The following is a 19,779-nucleotide window of genomic DNA, read 5'->3' on the forward strand; positions in this document are numbered from 1 at the left end:
CTGGAGCAAGGACAGGATTACGCTCCACACCAAATTAATCGCACAGATCGCGGGCAGCTGCATTGATACAGGTCAAAAATGTCCGAACTTAGCTCTTCTGCAAGACAGCGCGTAGCAACTAGGCGTCATTACCTATTAGCAATGAAGCAGAGGACGAACCGGCATCATTTAATGACGCTACACAATGACCCAATCCCAAAACCTCATGAGCCCGCAGAATAACCCGCGTTGGAGCGTAACCGCGCTATCATTATACGGCGGAATCTCGTTCGCTGTCATTGCCCTGCTTTCTCTCGTTTGGCTCGGGACCATCGAACTGAGCTTGCTGGAAATCATCGGCCTCCCCGCGCTAGCCATTCTCTTGGCCAGGAATCGCCGATCACGAGAGACAGAGCAGGCAATAGGCATAACATTCGATGAACTGAGTGAGAAAAACCGTATGCTGCGGATGACCGAAGCAGCTGCCCATGTCGGTCACTGGCGGATGTCGTTTTCCGATGATCACTTGTTCTGGTCTGACGAGACTTTTGCGATCTACGGTCTCCCAGTCGGCGCGACTCCCACTTTAGAAAAGGCGATCGAACATTATCATCCGGCAGACCGGGCGGCGGTTACCAACGCGGTTGAAACCGCAAGATTGACAGGAAAGCCTTATTCTTTTCAGGCTAGGCTCGTTCGGCCAAATGGCGAAATTCGCCACACGGAAGCCATCGCACAAATTGAAACCGACGAGAACGGCTTGCCTAGTGCCATGTTCGGTGTTTTAGCAGATCGAACGGAAGAGGTTCTGCTTCGTAATGAATTGATCATGGCGCGCGATGATGCAGATGCTGCTGGTAACGCCAAGAGTTCATTTTTGGCGAAAATGAGCCATGAAATTCGAACCCCTATGAACGGCGTAATCGGTTTTGCCGACCTGCTGCTCACTGGTCACTTGCCTGAAAAACAGCGGCGCTATGCTGAACTCATAGCTGAATCAGGCAAATCTCTCACCTTACTTCTCAACGACATACTCGATTTATCCAAAATTGAAGCGGGTGAAATTTCGATCAATCCTCAATGTGTCGATTTGCCCCATCTGGCGCGGCAATGCATCCGGCTGATCGAACCGCAGGCGAGGGAAAAGGGCATTGAATTGGAACTGGTTACCGCACCGGATATGCCGCGCAATCTGTTGGTGGATCCGCTGCGCCTGCGCCAAATTCTCGGGAATTTGCTCAGCAATGCAGTCAAATTCACGGAAGCCGGTTTTGTCAGGCTGGCAATCGAAGCGAGCGAAGGAACAATTCGTTGCCGTGTGCAAGATAGCGGAATTGGGATTTCCAGCGATGGCATGGAGCATATTTTCAGCCCCTTTATGCAGGCTGATTCTTCGATCTCTTCCAAGCATGGCGGCACTGGACTGGGCCTCTCGATCAGCAGGCAATTGGCGCGTAAGATGAGCGGCAGCGTATCTGCAACCAGCACACTTGGCAGTGGAAGCACGTTCACCTTAGTCCTTCCGTTGATTATTGCGCAGTCTGAAGAACCCGAGATTGCAACCCTGCGCCAACTGCCCAAGATCGACCGGAAGCAATCGATCCGAGCGCTGCTCGCGGAGGATTACGACATCAACCAGATGCTCGTTTCCGCAATGGCCGAACAAATCGGATTGAATTTGGATATTGCCGAGAATGGCATCGAGGCCATCGGAATGATCGAACAAGCAGCGGCTGACGGACAAGCTTACAATGTAATTCTGATGGACTTACAAATGCCCGAAATGGGCGGAATTGATGCCACTATCGCGCTCCGCAGAATGGGGTATAATGCAGTGGATCTGCCAATTATCGCCTTAACCGCCAATGCATTTCCGGAAGACATTGCCGCTTGTCTCGAAGCCGGGATGCAGGGTCATTTGTCCAAGCCGCTGACCGTTCAAGCCTTATCAGAAGAAATGCGAAACTGGCTGGAACCTTCTAAGAAAGCAGCGTAAATTGAGGACGGGTCTCAACCGCCCGCGTGGTAATAATCATATACCACTTGCGCCACGCCAGCGCTGACACCTGGGGCGCGTTGTAAATCTTCGAGCGACGCCGCCCTGACCTTTCCGGCGGTGCCGAAATGCAACAGCAGGGCGCGCTTTCTGGCCGGACCCACGCCGGGAATTTCATCTAGCGGCGATGCAGTGATTGCACGGCTGCGTTTTGCTCGGTGAGCGCCAATGGCATAGCGGTGCACTTCATCACGCCACAATTGCAGTTGGAACAGCACTGGCGAATTGACCGGCAGCATCTTTTCCCGTCCGTCGGGAAAATGGAATACTTCGCGCCCCTCGCGGCCATGGTCCGGGCCCTTGGCGATGGCTATCAGCGGAACATCCTCAATGCCCAATTCCTCCAAAGTATCTCGAACCGCGCTCATCTGACCTTTGCCGCCGTCAATCAGCACAAGATCGGGCCAGATCGCCTTCTCACCGCTTGTTTCGCGATCCGGATCATCCTTCATTGCCCGGACAAAGCGGCGCTGCATCACTTCGCGCATCATTCCGAAATCGTCATTGGTCTGTGCGGTCTTGATATTGAACTTGCGGTACTGGTTTTTCAAAAAGCCTTCAGGTCCTGCAACGATCATCCCCCCGACTGCCTTGTCGCCTTGAATGTGGCTATTATCGTATACTTCGACCCGTTGCGGAACCTCAGGCAATTCGAGGAACTCTGCCAATTCGCGCAAGGTTTTTGCCTTGGTCCCGCTTTCCGCCAACCGTCGGTCCAGCGCTTCAGCCGCATTGCGCTGAGCCTGTTGCATCAAACCGCGTCGGTCTCCGCGTTGCGGGATGGAAATAGTCACCTTATGGCCGGCCCCACCATCGGCAATGCTGGTCGCAAAAGCCTCTTCAATCAGCGCTTTTTCGGGCAGCTCACGGTCGACAAGGATGGTCTTGGGAGGCGGAACCTCCTCGTAAAATTGCGCCAGGACATTGGCGAGCACTTGGTCCTCTTCGACATCCTTGGTGTGGGTCGGGAAGAAGGCACGGTGCCCCCAATTCTGGCCGCCGCGAATGAAGAATGCCTGCACCGCAATCTGCCCGCCCTTACTGGCAAGCGCGAACACATCGGCATCCCCAACTCCGCTGGCATTGATAGCCTGACTGCCCTGGATAAAGGTCGCAGCACGCAACCGGTCGCGCAGAATCGCTGCGGTTTCGAAATCAAGGGCTTCTGCTGCCTTAGCCATTTGTTTTTCAAGATCGGCCTGCACCGCCCCAGACTTTCCCCCCAGGAAGTCCGTGGCCTGCTTGGTCAGTGCGGCGTAATCATCCTTGCTTACGCGCCCGACACAGGGGGCGCTGCAACGTTTGATCTGGTAGAGTAAACACGGACGATCGCGGCGGCTAAAAAAGCTGTCGGTGCAAGATCTCAGCAGAAACAGTTTCTGCAAAGCATTGATTGTGGTGTTGACCGATCCGGCGCTGGCAAATGGCCCATAATAATTGCCCTTGGCCCGCCGCGCTCCGCGATGTTTCATGATCCGCGGGAAGTCATGCTCTGTCCGCACCAAGATGAAAGGAAAGCTCTTATCGTCGCGCAACAGCACGTTAAAAGGCGGGCGGAAGCGCTTGATAAATTGCGCTTCGAGCAGCAGCGCCTCGGCCTCGCTATTGGTGGTGACAATTTCCATTGAGCGGGTCTGGCTGACCATCCGCTGCAACCGGTTCGTCAAATTGGCGATCTGAGTGTAGTTGGCGACGCGGTTCTTGAGTGCCCTGGCTTTGCCGACATACAAAACATCGCCGCGTGTATCGAGCATCCGGTAAACGCCTGGTACCGGCATAAGCGTCTTCACGGTTTCGCGGATCGCGTGCAGGCCGCCTTCCAAATCGGGCTTAGCCGAAGCGACAGTGTAGGTCGCGCGCTCCTCGTGAAAACGTTCTGCGCCGTGCGGATTATTTTGCGATCCAGCCGGCGTGGGAGTGGGACTGCGAGCCATGTTGTCCACATAGCGCGGCACAGCGCGATTAAAAGACGCAATGGCCAAACCGCCGATTTGTCATCGCCTACCAAAGCAAAAAGTTAATTTACTTGTGGATAAGGTGTGGATTGGCGACACTAAGCATAACTTGTCCGATTCGCGAGACGAGAGTAATTGGGAAGCAGGCGGGATATGGGATACGAAAATTCCGATGGAGAGCATCCATCCGTGGTTCTGGCGGATGTCAGCCGCCGGCCGGAGATAAATGCCCAGATCATTGTTTTCGCGAATGAAAAAGGCGGCGTGGGCAAATCCACTCTAGCATTCCACACTACTATTGCGCTGGCCCGGGCCGGCCACAAAGTGCTCGCGATTGATCTGGACCGCCGTCAAGGTTCCTTCAGCCGAGCGCTCGACAATCGTCAGGCCACGGCGCGAAGTCTTGGCATTGAGCTTCCTAGCCCCAAACATTTTGTGCTCGAGCATCAAAGCGGAGCGATGATGATGCAGGAAATTGCCCGCGTTGGCAGAGGCTGCACAAAAATTGTCATCGATCTCCCTGGCCACGATTCCCCAATTGCGCGCCGGGCAATTGCGATGGCTCACAAGCTGATAACACCAGTCAATGCGACATTTGTCGATCTTGATTCCATCGCCCATTTCAACCCTGCAACCATGCAATATTCCAACATGGGCCGGTTTACCGAAACGGTCAGCCAATTGCAGGAATTGAAGCAAGGTACTGACCTGCCTAAAACCGACTGGGTATTGGTCAAAAATCGGATGCGCCGTAACGAAAAAAAGCAGCTCGACCGGTTCAATTTGGCAATCGAGCAGCTTCCGCAAAAGCTGGGCCTGCGCCTCGCTAGCGGATTGAGCGAACGGGTTTCCTACCGTGATCTGTTTATGTTCGGCCTGACCCACGCCGATTGCATTCAATTGCCCGAAATGGACGGTGTTAGGGTCCACAAATCGGCTGATATGGACCGGTTGATAAACGAACTTGATTTCGGTGATCCACCTGCTGATTTAGCCCCCTTGCCGCCGGTCAAAGCACGCAAGCCCGCGCGAACAATGGCACGATACCGCCAATCTTTACGAACCCATATCGGGGCCAAAGAACACGTAACGACGAGCAGGTAGGCCCACACAATAGTTTGACCCACGGCGTTCCTCTGTTACCGATACGCAACTAATCCGCAAAAGCGGACATGGAGAGGAACGAATATTGCGCCAATTACAGGGTATGGATGCGTCTTTTGTCGCGCTGGAAACACGCAATTCGCCGATGCACATCGGTTCATTGCTGATCTATAACCCCGAAACCGCGCCCGGCGGGTTTGTCCGTTACAAAGACATTCTGAATTTCTTTGAAAGCCGGATGCAATTGTCCAAGACAATGCGACAGCGTTTGGTGAAAGTGCCGTTCGACCTCGATTATCCTTATTGGATTGAGGATCCCGATTTCGACCTTGAGTATCATGTACGCCATGTTGCGCTGCCCAAGCCGGGCGACTGGCGTCAGCTGTGCATTCAGGCCGCACGAATATTTGCCCGCCCACTCGATCTGACTCGTCCGCCATGGGAATTCACAGTTGTCGAAGGGCTCGACAACATCCCCGGCGTGGCCCCGGGCAGCTATGCGATGGTAACCAAAGTCCACCATGCGGCAATCGATGGGATGAGCGGCGTTGATTTGATGGAAGCGCTCCATACACTCGACCCGCATGCAGCTGCGCCCAACGAGCCCGATACCTGGGAGCCGGAACCCATACCCAATGCGGCGCAATTACTTGGCAAGAGCTACATCAATGCGGTTACCAACCCGCTGAAGCAGCTTGAAGTTATGGCTAAAGCAGCGCCTGGCCTCGCTAATGCAATCAAGGGCCTTGCGGTTAAAGACTTTTCGGTCAGCGGCGATATGCTCGCCCCTCGCACCAGATTCAACAAAGTCATTTCCAGTGCCCGCGTTGTCGAGGGCCGTAGCGTTCCTCTGGCAGATATCAAATCGATCCGCGCATTAGCGCCGGGTTGCAAAGTCAATGACGTATTCCTTGCCATTATAGGCGGGGCGCTGCGCCGTTATCTGCTCGACAAGAATGACCTGCCCGCAAAAACCCTTACAGCTATGGCCCCGATTTCGGTCCGCTCTAAGGGTGAAAAAGGCGATATGGGCAATCAGGTTGCCGCAATGATTGCACCGCTTGGTACTCATATTGAAGACGCCGTCGAACGCCTGGGCTTTGTCCATTCGCAGACAATGAATTCCAAAGCGATGACCGATGCAATGGGCGCGCGCAATATGACCGAAATGAGCAAGGTTAGTCCGGCACTGTTCATGGCATTGGGAGCCCAGCTTTACACGCGGCTCGGACTTGCCAATCGTGTCGGCCCGCCATTCTCGACCGTGGTGACCAACGTACCTGGCCCGCCGATCCCGATCTATTCAACAGGTGCTCGCATGGAAAGCATGATGGGACTGCTGTGCCTCAATGACGGACTTGGTCTCGGGCATGTCGTGCAAAGCTATGTTGATGAGGCGACGATCGCGTTTACCGCATGCCGCAAATTACTGCCCGATCCGGAATTCTATGCGCAATGCATTCAGGAAAGTTTTGAAGAATATCGGGACCTTGCCACAGCAGCCGCCACAGCTCCTGTTAAGGCGAAGCCTGCTACTCCAATGAAAGTGGCCCCGAAAAAGTCCGCGCCAAAAACTGCAGCAAAGAAGCCCGCAGCAAAGAAGGCCGCACCAGCACAAAAAGTAGCGGCAACGAAACCTACCGCCGGTCGTGCGGCCCCCAAAGCGACTAAAAAAACAACTAAAGGGAAGACCAAGCCATGACAGCAACTACAATCGGCACAGCCCGTTCTGCCCGGCCACCCCACCGCGCTTTGATGCTGGCCGAACCCGGTCGCGCACTTGCGGAATACGCAAGCTTCCTCGCGTTGCGCCCGCTAATGCGAACCTTGCCCAAAGGGGACGGGCACGGCGTTTTGGTCCTCCCGGGCTTCATGGCCAGCGACAGTTCGACGCGCCCAATGCGCTCGCTGCTAACCCGGCTTGGTTATGAAACCGAAGGCTGGAACCTTGGCCGCAATGTCCGGGTCGATAATGCGCGCGTAGAAGCGATGGCAAATTGCGTCGATGCCTTGTCGCAACGGACCGGCAGCAAAGTCTCTATTGTCGGTTGGAGTCTCGGCGGCGTTTTCGCGCGCGAACTCGCAAAGCTTGCGCCAGAAAAAGTGCGGATGGTAATTTCGCTCGGCAGCCCGATCAGCGATGACCGAAATCATACCAACGCGGCAAAACTGTTCGAAATGCTTAATGGTAAGGAGCCCGAACCTCTAAAATCAGGCCAGTTTACTGGGCTTGATCAGGCACCGCCAGTACCGACAACTTCAATCCTGACCAAAACCGATGGCGTAGTCCATTGGCGGGGTTCGGTTCAGTGTCCGAAAGGCGGCTTGCCGGGCCAGACAGAGAATATCGAAGTGTTGGCAAGCCACATCGGCCTCGGCGTCAATCCTACAGTCATGTTGGCTATTGCCGACCGGCTGGCGCAGGCTGAAGGCGAGTGGAAACCATTCGCTCCGCGTGGCCTCTCGTCGTTGCTATTCCCAAAAACCCAGCTCCATTAAACCCGATTTTGGGAGTTGCCGGGCCAAAGCGCCGTTAGAACTGCTTGCGCAGATCGATGCCAATGTATCGGCCCGTCGGGTCGAGTAACAACGGCTGATAGCTGAGCGGTATATCGCCGTTTTCATCGCGTATGATCCGGCGTCTATCGAACACATTGTCGACTCTGAAGGCAACTCGTAGGCCTTTCAAAAAGCCTTCTTCTTTTTTCAGAACTGTGCCCAGATCGGCGAACAACCGGATGTCAAACGTTGCAAGATCATCGATTGAAAGCGCCGTGCCATTCAGTGCCCCGCCCCCGTCAATCCGCGCTGAGCCCGTGTAACTACCGGATAATCGCGTACCAAAGCCACCCTTGAACAAACCGGCTTCGAGCCGCGAAGTGTGCGTTGGCGTGCCGGTTGTGCTGAGCGAATCTCCATCGAGCAAATCAAGTCGGGGACCATTTGGTGCAATCAGAATTTCGCGTTTCAATTCCACATTATGGGTCAGATTGAAGAAATAGCGCGCACGCCCATCGCCGCCGCCAAAGCTGCCACCACCGCGCCGTCCGCCTTCACGGGCGCCGCTTGGGCGCCCGCCGCTTGCGGATGCCTGTGCAGGTGGGCCATCGGAACCCGTTTCAATGCTACAAACCCTGCTCCGGAACTGGGCAACCCGCTCCTTGTCCACGGTTCCATCCTCAGCCGTGAAGCGAGACAACATCCGCTGAGCTTGGGCCGGATCGAGATCGGGTAACTCTTCTAGCGTTTCACCGCGTGCGACCGCTTCTGCAAGGCGGGTCAGAAAGTCTTCGCCATCATCTTGACATAAGCGGCTGCGGAACGCGGCAAATTGCTCGCGTTGCTCGGCCGTCATCTGACCACCGAAGCCACCTCTTCCGCCGTGACGCTCTCCCGCGCCTTCAGCACCCCCGCTCTCGCTGGCAGTAGCAGCTCCAGCAGGCGGTCCGCCTGCACCCGCAGGACGACCACGACCCACACCAGGGGGCGGGCCTGATTCCTCGGGCGCTTTGCCGATTGTGCCATTGAGATTAAGCCCAAACGAAAGTCGCTCGGTTCTGGTTTGAAAATAATCTATCGGGCGCAAATCAAGTGCTGTCAGCTTGCCTGCCGCATCACGAGTTACCCGGTCGGGGAATGCCGCCTCAATCTCCGGCGTCAGGAACGGGAAGGATGAGGACACATCGTCAGACTTGATGCGCGAATAGGACGCCTGGAACCGCGCATTGTCTATAATTTCCCAATTGGCTGAGAAGGTCCAATCTGACTGGGTTTCTGCCTTAAGCGCCAGATTACCGCCACTGGTTACGTCAACAAGCGCCGTATCGCCCGTGGCCAAGTCAAAAGTCGTGACGTTAAAGTTTGTCACCAGCGGGCTACCCAGTTGGTTCAACGATGGCGGGACTTCGCGCCACACAAAAGTCGCTTGCAAATCAAGGCTGTCCGCCGGAGACCAATTGACCCCACCGCTCCAACGGTAAAGCGTGCCGAAATCGGAGTAATTGTTAAAGCCAGCTTGCCCGTTTAGAGTTATGCTACCAAATGCGGCCAGCACATCATCGCGTGTGCTGGTAATTGGAATGGCAATATTGAACCCGCCAGATAAGTCGCCTCGCTTGAGTTGCACAGCAGTGCCAGAACGAGTGTCATTGCTCTCAATTCTGGTCCAGTCATAACCGAGATCGAACGTAGCGTTCACATCGCCGGCGGGCACGTAAAACGGCGATCCGCGCACAGTGGCCTTCGAACTAGCGGAATAGGTTTTTTGGTTGGCAATGTCGAAGCCCGCATCAGCGAAGTCTGGCAATGCGCCATCAATTGCCAAATCACCCGCTGCCGCATCAATTACCAATTGGCGAGTATCGGCGCGCCGGTCAATTTCCGTGCGGGAATCGGATACGCTTCCGTCTGCGGTAACAGTCAGAATGAAATCGCCCAGTGGCTGGTTCATGCTTCCTGACGACGAAAATGTATCGGTACGCGTGCGCCGCTCCAGTGGGTTCTCTTCGTTGAAGGTGCGCAGAACGCTGCTCAAATTCGGATCAGTGAGAACGACACTGTCGATGCCTGCCAAGCTGCGAGAATCGTTACGTACAAATGTTCCGTTCAAGCTTATTGAAGTGCCACTGTCGATAAAAGCCGTGGCAAAATTGGCATCGGCCTGAAACCTCGCCGTGTCGGCTATCAGGCTCCGGAAACCAGCCGGGTCAGGGTCGGTAGCGAGCCCTAAAACGCTAGTTGTCGCTTGGTCGATATTGCGCTCCGCCTCCGTCAGCAGCGACACATCACTAGCTTGCACATTAAAGTTGATACGCCCTGCTTTAGTGATTTTTAGCAAGGTCGCTTCCTGTTCGGTTACTGAGTAACCACCCCGATCAGGCTGCTCATATTCGCCAGCAACCGTAATCGCTGAAAAATTATCTTTCAGAATAAAATTGACCACGCGCCGATCCGCCGAAAAACCGAATTTTTGCGCGGTCTCTTCTGGTAAAACTTCAACTTTTTCGATTGCTTCTGGCGGGTATGATCTGAATTCGCGGAAACTGCCTATTCGCACGCCATTCACCAGAAAAACCGGCCGACCGCCCCCACGCCCCCGAGAGGAACTGGTTTGCGGTTCAATAGCGGCAACCAGATCGGCAATCGAATTGGCCCCATATGCGGCGATATCTTCCTCATTGAGCACGAGGGTGGGAGCCTGTTCTGTATCAACTTGCGAACGCAGCCTCTCACCCAGAACCAAAATATCGCCCATTTCCATGAATTCTTCGGGCTCGTCCATTCGCTGCTCGGGAGGAGGCGCTTCACTACCAATGTCGATATCCAAGCCTCCTTCGGAGCCTGAATCTTGGGCGTAAGTCAGCGAAGGCGCAACCAGCGCGATAAGCGCGCAGGAATGAAGCAATCTCGAAGCGATCATGGCAAAAGCCTTTTCCGTATTGGTCAAATAGCGCAACTATCATTCGGGTAACAAACTGTCGCACTTTGCGAGCCGTCGACAGAACTCGCAGGCAATACGCACGAGGCTTTCTTTTTATCCCGGCTGGGGCTATGGGCGCGCAACACTTATCGACGAACTGCATGGAAAACTGATAAATATGGCAAAAGAAGAACTCCTCGAAATGCGCGGCAAGGTGGTTGAACTGCTGCCAAACGCGATGTTCCGGGTGGAGCTCGAAAACGGGCACGAAGTTCTCGGCCATACCGCCGGTAAGATGCGTAAGAACCGCATTCGTGTGCTAGTTGGCGATGAAGTGCTGTGCGAATTGACACCCTATGACCTTACCAAGGCGCGGATCACATACCGCTTTATGCCTGGTCGCGGTGGCCCTGGCCCCGGTGGCCCCGGCCCGTCATAATTGGGTGCGGCAATGACCGCGCCTTCTCTTATATTGGCATCGGCTAGCCCGAGGCGGCGCGAATTGCTAGCGCGGCTCGGGGTTGAACCTGCGCGCATTGCGCCAGCTGATATCGATGAGACCCCACTCGCTGACGAAACTCCGCGTGTCTATGCCCAGCGCATCGGCCGCGAGAAAGCTTTGGCAGCAGCAACGAAAGATGGGTTTGTGTTGGCGGGTGACACGGTTGTCGCTGTCGGGCGGCGAATTCTGCCCAAGGCTGAGGACGAAGCGACAGCGCGCAGATGTCTCGAATTGCTTTCGGGTCGGCGACACCGAGTCCTGTCTTCGATTGCTCTGTTATCTCCTGACGGCACTCTGCGCGAGAAGCTCAACGAGACAATCGTTAAATTCAAGCGCCTGTCTGAAGACGAAATTGCCGCCTATCTTGCTGGTGGCGAATGGGAGGGCAAAGCTGGCGGCTACGCCATTCAGGGCGCTGCAGAGGGTTTAATCAGCGCCATTCAAGGCAGTCATTCCTCTGTCATGGGTTTGCCCCTGTTTGAAACCCGCGCATTGCTGAAATCGGCAGGTTTTCCCATTGGCTGATTGGCTGGTTGAACGCGGCATCGGCGAGGACCGCGCGATCGCAATCGAAAATGACCGAATAATTGCCGCACGCACCCAATGGGACGGCGAACTGGTCGCCGGACAGGTAATCGATGCAAAACTAATATCGCGCAGCAGCGGAAGTTCACGTGGGAAGGGCGAACTGCCTTCAGGCAGCCAGATTTTGCTCGACCGTTTGCCTAAAGATGCAGCTGAAGGCGCTCTATTGCGGGTGGAAATCAAGAGATCAGCGATTGGCGAACGCGGTCGCCTAAAGTTGGCTCAAGCAAGACCATCCGATAGATCACCAACGACACCGGATATTTTGATGTCGCTTGAGCAAGAGGGTCATTGCGCAAGAATCGTCCACCAGTTTCCTGAAAGTGATTGGGATGAATTGCTGTCCGATGCGCTCTCTGGTGAAATCCATTTCAAGGGCGGTTCGCTACTTCTGGCAGCGACACCAGCAATGATAATAATCGACATCGATGGGACTTTGCCGCCATGCGAGTTGGCGCTCGCGGCATCAGGCCCGATCGCCGATACGTTGCGCCGGTTCGACATCGGCGGCATGGTCGGGATTGATTTTCCAACCTTGGAACAAAAGTCAGATCGCAAGGCAGTAGACGCTGCTCTGGCAGAAGCTTTGGGCGAATGGTCGCATGAGCGCACCGCGATGAACGGCTTCGGCTTTGTTCAAATCATTTCGCGGCTTCAGCGCCCTTCGCTTCTCCACCGGGCAACGCATGCTCGCACCGCAATATTGGCGCGCCAATTGCTCCGTCAGGCACAGATGATCGCCGAGCCTGGCGCATTATTGCTGACTATTCACCCCGCCCTGCAGAAGAAGTTGAAGCCCGAATGGCTAGAGGAATTATCCCGCCGTACCGGCCGTGAAGTGCGGATAGAGCTGTCGGCTGGTCTTGCGCTCGGCGGCAGCTTCGCGCAGGCGGTACCCATATGATCACTGCCAAGACAAAGACCTGCCCGATTTGCCGCAAGCCACGTTCGGAAGAATATTATCCGTTCTGTTCACGCGGTTGCCGCGACCGCGATCTGAACCAATGGTTCAATGATGGATATGCTGTACCAGGCCGCCCCGCGTCGCCTGAAGAGAGCGCGAGCGAAGACTGGGAAAAACAAGACTGAATACCCCTTGCCAAGCGCGCCAAGCTTCGCCATAGGCGCGCTTCCAATGTCCGGCTCGCTCTCTGGAGCGACACCGTTCAGTGCCCGAGTAGCTCAGTTGGTAGAGCACACGATTGAAAATCGTGGTGTCGGTGGTTCGAATCCGCCCTCGGGCACCATTGGTTCCCCCCTGATCAGCGATTACCGCAGCGGAATTAATCCGGTGTAATACCGAATTCCTGCAAGCGCTGATCAACCATGTCTCCATACGCGCCATATTTTCGCCATTGGCCTATCGAGCGAGCATGGATCGGCGATCTAACCTGAATAGAACTGGCTGTGGCAACCGGCGCCGCGTTGCGGTGAAATTGGAGGCATTGCTCTTCCCACTCCAAACCTGTGAACGCGATCAACCGGCGGCTCTCGCGCTCCTGATCCGCAATTAAATCCTCGTAATGAACTTCGTGAAAGCGATCTGCGGGAAAAATCGAGTGCCATTGGTCAGCCAATTTCTCGAATTGCGCCACGAAATGCGCTGTGTCGGACAAATCATAGGCGTAATTGTAATAGCCAAAATCGGTCGCAAACAATTGTCGGAAATTGGCGAACACAACATCACGGGGATCTCTGCGAACCATCACAATCTTTGCCTCCGGCAGGCTATCCAGAATATGCCGCGCAAAGAAGAAATTGAACGGCATTTTGTCGATCAACAATTTGGCGTTGCCTGCCAGGGAGGCGGTTCGCGAGAGATATTCTTCGCCGACCTGCCCTGTATTATAATTGCTCAAGAGCACTTCGGCAGCCAGCGTATGTTTGCCTGAAGTGCCGGTGCTACGCTTTACCAATAATGCCAGATCGGGCAGCTCACCAGCAGTTGCGGCAGCACTGTGGCTTGAGATTATCCGCTCCACCAAAGTAGTGCCGCTGCGCGGCATTCCGACGATGAACAGCGGGCTGTGGTAGTGGGTAGCTGCGGTATTCATCCCAACTGTAGTTGGTCCCTTACTGGCTGCTTCGAAAATCTGTTCTGTCCATGCACGGTCATGGCTGATTTCTTTGAGCTTAGGCGCTTTCGCCTTGAGCAACCAATTGATTGTCCCGGCATGGTCTTTCGCCGCTTCGCATATTTTTGCCGCTGCGTGTCCGAGTTGCAGCGCGCTGTCAGTTTCGGATCCACAAGAATCGAACAATTGCTCAATCGTGCGAAGATCATGTTCGCACGATTGCTCCAATTGGACCAAAGCCAGCCGCGCACGGTGAAATGCCGGATCGAGGTTTAGTAAGGTTCGGTAAGCCGCCTTAGCTCCATCCAGATCGCCATTGAATTGGAGAGAGGTTGCCAGATTATAATGAAATTGCGGTTTGTCATTATCGAGCTCAACCGCCTTGCTGAAAAACTCGGCGGCACATTTGTGCAATCCCGTTCTGGCCAAAATTACACCGACTGTGTCCGCTTCGAGCGCAGTCTCGCATTGATCCAACTCCACCGATGCCGCGAGCTTTCGAGCTTCATTTTGCCGCCCGGTTTCAAGCAAAGCCCGCCCCCTACCAGCGATTACCAGTGCAGATTTGGTTCCGAAAGATAGTGCCTTGGAGGACAATTCCAGAGATTTGGTGTGGTTGCCGCCTTCAAGCGCAACTAACGACATTATTCCCCACGCATTTCCATCCTCGCGGACCTCAGACAATTGCTCCAAAGCCAGAGTGTAGGCTTGTTCAAGGCGCCCCGAAAGGAGTTGCTGTTTTGCATCACTAAGCCAGTCATTTTGCATTGCAGCATTTTTCCAATTGCGAAGCTGATGATGACGGATATTTCTGCAAAGTGTAACCCGACAAAAAGGACAAAAAATATGATCGGTCGCAAGACAACGCTTAAGACCATGCTGTTCGTTGCCGCGAGCACTATCCCGTTTGCAGCGCAGGCTCAACAGGCTGCTCCCGCTGATGAGGCTGCAGAAGCGAAAGACGAGAACATCATCATCGTCACTGCGACACGGCGCGAAGGTACCGTGCAGGATGTGCCGATCAATATCTCCGCTGTCGGAGGTGCTGAGCTGGAAGCGCGCGGCCTCGACAATATACGTGAAGTGGCCGCTACGGTGCCCGGCGTTTATATTCTTGATCAAGGTACACGTTCAGGCACTCCGATTGTTTTCCGCGGCCTCAACGCGACTGGGCTGGGTTCGTTTGACGGCAACAACAACGGCGGTGGTGCGGTTGCGACTTATGTCGGTGACATTCCTTTATACGTCGATCTGCGTCTGAACGACATGGAGCGGGTCGAATTCCTCCTCGGTCCGCAAGGCACCTTGTACGGCGCAGGCACGCTGGGCGGCGCGATCCGCTATATCCCGACGAAGCCGAAATTCGATGCCATTGGCGGCGAAGTGCGCGCTGACCTGTATACGTACAGCTCGGGCAGCGGTATCAGCACCGACACAGGCATCACGCTCAATGTGCCGCTTTCGGATAGCCTCGCCTTCCGCGGGTCAATCGATTACGCAAATGATCGCGGATTCATCGACTACCCCTACATTGTGACCGGCATCGGCACCGTCAATCCGGATGACATCGCCAACGCAGGCAACTTTAAGCCATCAAAGGACCTGAACACCGATGACACGGTTTCGGCTCGCGCTGCACTGCGGTTCAGCCCATCGAGCGCGTTTGACGCAACGCTGACCTATTATTTCCAGAATGCCGAGACCGAGGGACGTCAATTCTCCCAGAGCCGCCTGTCCAACTTCCCGGTCGAAATCGGCAAATATGAAAACGCCTTGCGCGTCAAAGAACCCAACCGCCGCAAGACCCAGCTTGTTTCGCTCGAAGCAGAGTTGGACCTTGGTTTCGCCTCACTCGTTTCCGCGACCGGCTACAGCCGCCACGATGAACTGGGCAACCGCGATCAGACCGATTTGTTGATCTCGCTCGAATATAGCTACGAGCAATTCCCGAACTTCACAGCCATCACCGAAGAGCGCGACAAGACTGAGATTTTTACACAAGAAGCGCGGCTAGTTTCAAACATCGACGGTCCCTTCAGCTTCATTGTCGGGGGCTTCTACAACAACGCTAAAGTCAGAGCGCTCAGCACAGAATTTACGCCCGGTTATGACCAATTTGCGGTTGACGAATTTGGTGGCGTTCAACTGCGCCCAGACTCGATTGAATATATCGCTCCGTTCAATTCTGACCTGACCGAATACGCAGGGTTTGGTGAGCTGTCTTACCAGCTGTCCTACGCTTGGCAGGTGACTGTTGGTGGACGGTATTACAATTATGATCTGAAGACTGAGTCTGCGGTCGATTTGCCGCTATTCAACACTGTCTTCCTGGGCGATCCGCAGGACCAGTTGATCTTGAACTTTACTCCCGCCAACCAGAAGGATGACGGGTTCCTGTTCAAATTCAACACCTCTTATGAATTTACGTCCGACGTCCTGATGTATGCCACAGTCAGTCAGGGCTTCCGCATTGGCAATTCCAACGGACTTGACCCATGCGATCCCAATTCCGGGCAAGTTCAGAATATTTGCGGCCTTCCCAATGAGTTGGAATACACCGCTGACAAAACCACGAACTATGAACTTGGCTTCAAGACTCAGTGGCTGGACCGCAAGCTGACCTTGAACGGCGCATTCTATTACATCGATTGGAAGGGTCCGCAGGTAGCTTCGGCAACAATCAACGGCTCTTCACCAATCACAATAAACGGCGCAGGTGCTGAATCGAAAGGCTTTGAGGTCTTCGGTTCATGGCAGGTTACCGATGCACTCAATCTTCGTGGAACTTACAGCTATACCGATGCGCAGCTGACCGATCTTTCGCCTTCGCTGCTCAATCTGTTGACCCCACCCGGCTTCGGTACAACACCGGTTGACGGCCAAGCCGGCGACCGTTTGCCCGGTTCACCAAAGCATCAGGGCAGTTTCTTTGCTGATTACGAACTGCCTGTGAGCGATAATTGGGACCTGACATTCAGCTATGGAATGACAATCCACAGCAATGTCCTCACGCGGACTGGCAACCGGGCCGGTGCGCTGGTTCTGCCCGGCTTCGACACCCATAATTTCCAGGTGAATTTGAGCGATGGCGATTGGTCGGTGACTGCTTACGTCAACAATGCGTTCAACACATTCGGTGAAACAGGCGTGCGCGGAACACCATTATTCGACCAATCCGTGTCCGACATCAATGGTGATCCTGTATTTGCGAGGACATTCGGAACATTCGTTTCGCCGCCACGCCAGATGGGCGTGCGGGTAAGCCGCAAGTTCTAAGTAACTGTAATTTTCTGAACAGAGGAAGGGGCGGAAGGCTTGCGCTTTTCGCCCCTTATCTTTGACCTGACGCCATCAAGCCCGAACGGCCTTATCTATCCGCCTTATCCTTGGCATTGGTGTTTTTAATCATCGCGCGCATCTGGTCCCATTCGGCATCGCCCAATGGGCTGAGTGTTTGATAAAAATTGCCGCTGTTGGCTTGATAACCTGCGCCGTCGATTGCGATGGTTTGCCCGTTTACCCATTCGGCGCCCGGCCCCATCAAGAACACCGCCAAATTGGCCAATTCGTGCATTTCACCGTGACGCCCCATCGGGTTCATCCGGCCGTTGGAATTACCGCCGCTACCGCTTTCCTGCGAACCGGGAGAAAGCCTTGCGCTCATCCCGTCAGTCGGGAATAGCCCTGGTGCAATCGCGTTAAAGCGCAAGCCATAGCGGCCCCATTCAACCGCAAGGCTTTGAGTCATTGTGTTTATAGCCGATTTCGACATGGCAGAGGGGACAACGAATGGCCCACCGTTCCATACCCAAGTTGTCAGGATCGAGAGGAAGCTAGCACGTTTGCCTTCTTTGATCAGCCGTTTGCCAATATCGAGCGTTAGATAGAACGTTCCGCGAAAGACGATATCCGAGATTGCGTTGAATCCGTTGACCGACAAATCTTCTGTCCGGCTAATGAAATTTCCCGCCGCATTGTTGACCACGCCAGTTAGCGCCCCGCCATCGGCCCAAATGGTATCGACCATCGTATGGATCGCATCGGCATCGCGGATATCGCAGCCAATCCCGACAACTTTGCCGCCATGTTCCGCCATCAATTCGGACGCGGTTTCATCCAACTTTTTTTGTCGCCGTCCGCAAATGTACACGGTCGCACCGAGCTTCAAAAAGGCCTCGGTCATTTCGCGGCCCAATCCGGTTCCGCCACCTGTCACCAGAATGCGCTCACCAGTCAGCAGGCTGTCGCGGTACATCAATTTGGAAATGTCGATTGTCTCTCTCCTTCAAGTTTGTCTTAGGCCTCAGCCTTCAAATTGAGGACGGCGCTTTTCTGCAAAGGCGGTGCTGCCCTCAGCGAAGTCAGAACCTTCAAAAGCAGCCGCAAACATCTGTAATGTCTCGGCATCGTCATCGTGTTGACCATCTAAAACCCGGCGAACCATTTGTTTCATTGCTGTGTTGGAATTGGCCGAAGTCTGAGCAATCACCCGCTCCAGTGCGTCTGGCGAGCTAGCGATAATTTCGATCAAGCCGATATCGCGCGCTTCCATTGCATCGACAAATTCTCCCGTAAACAGCAGTCGCTTAGCTTGACCAGGCCCGACCAAATCGACAAGCAATTTGATGTCATGGAACGGGTAAACGAGCCCCAATTTAGCGGGTGTAATCCCGAAGCGCGCATTTGGTGTCGCAACACGGATATCGCACGCCAGCGCAAGGGCGCAGCCGCCACCAATGCAGTCTCCGCCGACAAACGCGATGGTCGGCAAGGTAAAACGCGCTAGCCGGTGCTGCGCAACATTGATCGCAGCTTGATTGGCGGCCCGCCACACCGCGTCATCCTTATTCGCGATCATTTCGCCAATATCTGCGCCAGCACTGAAGCTGCCATCTTCCGCAGACCGAACCACCAGCACTTTCAGTCCGCGTTCGCTCGATGCCTGGCTCAGCAGATCAGGTATAGCCTGCCACATTGCCAGCGTAATTGCGTTGCGCCGCTCAGCACGGTCAATCACGATTGCGCCTACCGGCCCATTGCGCTCAAATCTGATCTTCAATCGCTTTTCTTCAATTCCGATCACTTTCAATCCTTATTTGCTCACCGGCGCATATCGTCTATCGGGCCTAAAGATCTGAAAGGCTTAGGGATACCCGATCACACACTTCATCCAGAAGCATGAAGTCTCTTGGCCGGGTAACACGATAAATCGGCACCTGCGCGGCGATCCGCGCGCAATGCACCACTTGTTCGCCCAATTTGCCCATCAATTCGAGATATTCTTTGCGGTACATTGTCGCATCGGCAAGCGCCCTCACCGCCTCTGACCCGCGCAGCCGCTCGACCGCAATCGTGTCCCGCCATTCAAGCACAAAAACCGCCGATAGAGGAACCGGCGCTGCGTCGATTGGCCCCTGATCGACTGCCAGATGGAACTTCTGATCACGAAAATGGTCTTGAACCAACTCGCTGTGCTGCAAACCGAAATGGTTCAGCGCTTCTTCCCAAAGTTTCAGCCGTGCGCCAGATGGCCACAGCTGAGTGCCATCATTGCCGCTGGGCGGTCGGACGCGGCTGAGATCATCTGACAACAGCCGCGCACCGGCGCGTGTCAGCGCCGCTGCAATGGTGGACTTGCCCTGATTAGCCTCACCGGCAAACAAGGCAGTTTTCGCGCCGATCTGAACCGCGCTGCCATGCAGCATGGCCCAACCCCGCTGATAGCCCAGCGCACCCCACGCACTGCCCAAAGTATAAAGCCGCGCCTCGGTCATTCGCTCCACGCTTATTGGTTCGACAATGATCTTCTTGCCATCGCAGATCGACCAGCGGCCTGCCAGTGGCTCTGAGAAAGTCATACAACCGCCATCGTAGACACCATGCTGATCTGAAGGGATTGGTTCCAATCCAGCAGTGCCAATCTCAATCTTTATATCGGTAGCTTCATCGCCAAATGTTTCGGCAAAACCGAGCCATTCCGGAACTTCAAAGCCGGAAGCAATCAGCACACCAGAATGCCGGTAGCCGAACCACTTTTCACTCCCAACTATTGCGGCGCCTGTCATGGCCAAGCAATGGCGAAAGCACCGCGGCACGGCAAGCAA

Annotated in this window: 15 protein-coding genes and 1 tRNA gene; 10 read left to right on the forward strand and 6 right to left on the reverse strand. The window is 54.7% G+C overall.

Annotated features, from left to right (window positions below; all coding sequences use genetic code 11):
* Positions 1-184: 184 nt before the first annotated feature.
* Positions 185-1,975, forward strand: a complete 1,791-nt coding sequence (locus tag GRI36_RS11335) for an ATP-binding protein (protein WP_160598552.1) — start codon at positions 185-187, stop codon at positions 1,973-1,975.
* 14 nt (positions 1,976-1,989) lie between these two features.
* Here the strand turns inward: GRI36_RS11335 and uvrC are convergent, their stop codons facing one another.
* Positions 1,990-3,969, reverse strand: coding sequence for an excinuclease ABC subunit UvrC (gene uvrC / locus GRI36_RS11340; RefSeq protein WP_160598553.1), 1,980 nt, complete (start codon positions 3,967-3,969; stop codon positions 1,990-1,992).
* A 174-nt stretch (positions 3,970-4,143) separates the two neighbouring features.
* On the opposite strand from uvrC, the gene GRI36_RS11345 reads away from it, so the two are divergent.
* The 3 genes from GRI36_RS11345 (at position 4,144) to GRI36_RS11355 (ending at position 7,593) form a co-directional block, all read left to right on the forward strand.
* A complete protein-coding gene (locus GRI36_RS11345) occupies positions 4,144-5,094 on the forward strand; it encodes a division plane positioning ATPase MipZ (RefSeq protein ID WP_160598554.1) in 951 nt (316 codons plus the stop codon).
* Positions 5,095-5,179: 85 nt separating this feature from the next.
* Positions 5,180-6,796, forward strand: a complete 1,617-nt coding sequence (locus GRI36_RS11350) for a WS/DGAT/MGAT family O-acyltransferase (RefSeq protein ID WP_235902244.1) — start codon at positions 5,180-5,182, stop codon at positions 6,794-6,796.
* On the forward strand, positions 6,793-7,593 hold the full coding sequence (locus GRI36_RS11355) for an esterase/lipase family protein (protein WP_160598555.1): 801 nt from the start codon (positions 6,793-6,795) through the stop codon (positions 7,591-7,593). Before GRI36_RS11350 ends, GRI36_RS11355 begins: the two co-directional genes overlap by 4 nt.
* A gap of 34 nt (positions 7,594-7,627) precedes the next feature.
* Here GRI36_RS11355 and GRI36_RS11360 read toward each other — a convergent pair whose 3' ends face one another.
* On the reverse strand, positions 7,628-10,513 hold the full coding sequence (locus GRI36_RS11360) for a TonB-dependent receptor plug domain-containing protein (RefSeq protein WP_160598556.1): 2,886 nt from the start codon (positions 10,511-10,513) through the stop codon (positions 7,628-7,630).
* A gap of 178 nt (positions 10,514-10,691) precedes the next feature.
* On the opposite strand from GRI36_RS11360, the gene infA reads away from it, so the two are divergent.
* The 5 genes from infA to GRI36_RS11385 all read left to right on the forward strand — a co-directional run bounded on the left by infA (position 10,692) and on the right by GRI36_RS11385 (position 12,847).
* Complete coding sequence (gene infA / locus GRI36_RS11365) at positions 10,692-10,952, forward strand: translation initiation factor IF-1 (RefSeq protein ID WP_160598557.1); 261 nt, start codon at positions 10,692-10,694, stop codon at positions 10,950-10,952.
* 12 nt (positions 10,953-10,964) lie between these two features.
* A complete protein-coding gene (locus GRI36_RS11370; protein WP_160598558.1) occupies positions 10,965-11,540 on the forward strand; it encodes a Maf family protein in 576 nt (191 codons plus the stop codon).
* Positions 11,533-12,504, forward strand: coding sequence for an Rne/Rng family ribonuclease (locus GRI36_RS11375; RefSeq protein ID WP_160598559.1), 972 nt, complete (start codon positions 11,533-11,535; stop codon positions 12,502-12,504). The genes GRI36_RS11370 and GRI36_RS11375 overlap by 8 nt, the downstream gene beginning before the upstream one ends.
* Positions 12,501-12,689, forward strand: coding sequence for a DNA gyrase inhibitor YacG (locus GRI36_RS11380; RefSeq protein WP_160598560.1), 189 nt, complete (start codon positions 12,501-12,503; stop codon positions 12,687-12,689). Before GRI36_RS11375 ends, GRI36_RS11380 begins: the two co-directional genes overlap by 4 nt.
* A gap of 82 nt (positions 12,690-12,771) precedes the next feature.
* Positions 12,772-12,847: transfer RNA gene (locus GRI36_RS11385), tRNA-Phe, on the forward strand.
* A 36-nt stretch (positions 12,848-12,883) separates the two neighbouring features.
* Here the strand turns inward: GRI36_RS11385 and GRI36_RS11390 are convergent.
* Positions 12,884-14,443, reverse strand: a complete 1,560-nt coding sequence (locus GRI36_RS11390; protein ID WP_160598561.1) for a tetratricopeptide repeat-containing sulfotransferase family protein — start codon at positions 14,441-14,443, stop codon at positions 12,884-12,886.
* Between the two features lie 78 nt (positions 14,444-14,521).
* Between GRI36_RS11390 and GRI36_RS11395 the strand changes: the two genes are divergently transcribed.
* A complete protein-coding gene (locus GRI36_RS11395) occupies positions 14,522-16,951 on the forward strand; it encodes a TonB-dependent receptor (protein ID WP_160598562.1) in 2,430 nt (809 codons plus the stop codon).
* A gap of 91 nt (positions 16,952-17,042) precedes the next feature.
* Here the strand turns inward: GRI36_RS11395 and GRI36_RS11400 are convergent, their stop codons facing one another.
* From GRI36_RS11400 to GRI36_RS11410, 3 genes are all read right to left on the reverse strand, one after another.
* Positions 17,043-17,930 carry an SDR family oxidoreductase gene (locus GRI36_RS11400; protein ID WP_202392165.1) on the reverse strand — a complete coding sequence of 296 codons (888 nt, stop codon included), beginning with the start codon at positions 17,928-17,930 and terminating at the stop codon, positions 17,043-17,045.
* A 48-nt stretch (positions 17,931-17,978) separates the two neighbouring features.
* Positions 17,979-18,734 (reverse strand): enoyl-CoA hydratase/isomerase family protein, encoded by a 756-nt coding sequence (locus GRI36_RS11405; protein WP_160599212.1) that lies wholly within the window; start codon positions 18,732-18,734, stop codon positions 17,979-17,981.
* A 67-nt stretch (positions 18,735-18,801) separates the two neighbouring features.
* Positions 18,802-19,740: a phosphoenolpyruvate carboxykinase (ATP) gene (locus tag GRI36_RS11410; protein ID WP_160598563.1), complete on the reverse strand. Its 939-nt coding sequence runs from the start codon at positions 19,738-19,740 to the stop codon at positions 18,802-18,804.
* Between the last annotated feature and the right edge of the window lie 39 nt (positions 19,741-19,779).

The organism is Pontixanthobacter gangjinensis (assembly GCF_009827545.1).
Classification (GTDB): Bacteria; Pseudomonadota; Alphaproteobacteria; order Sphingomonadales; family Sphingomonadaceae; genus Pontixanthobacter; species Pontixanthobacter gangjinensis.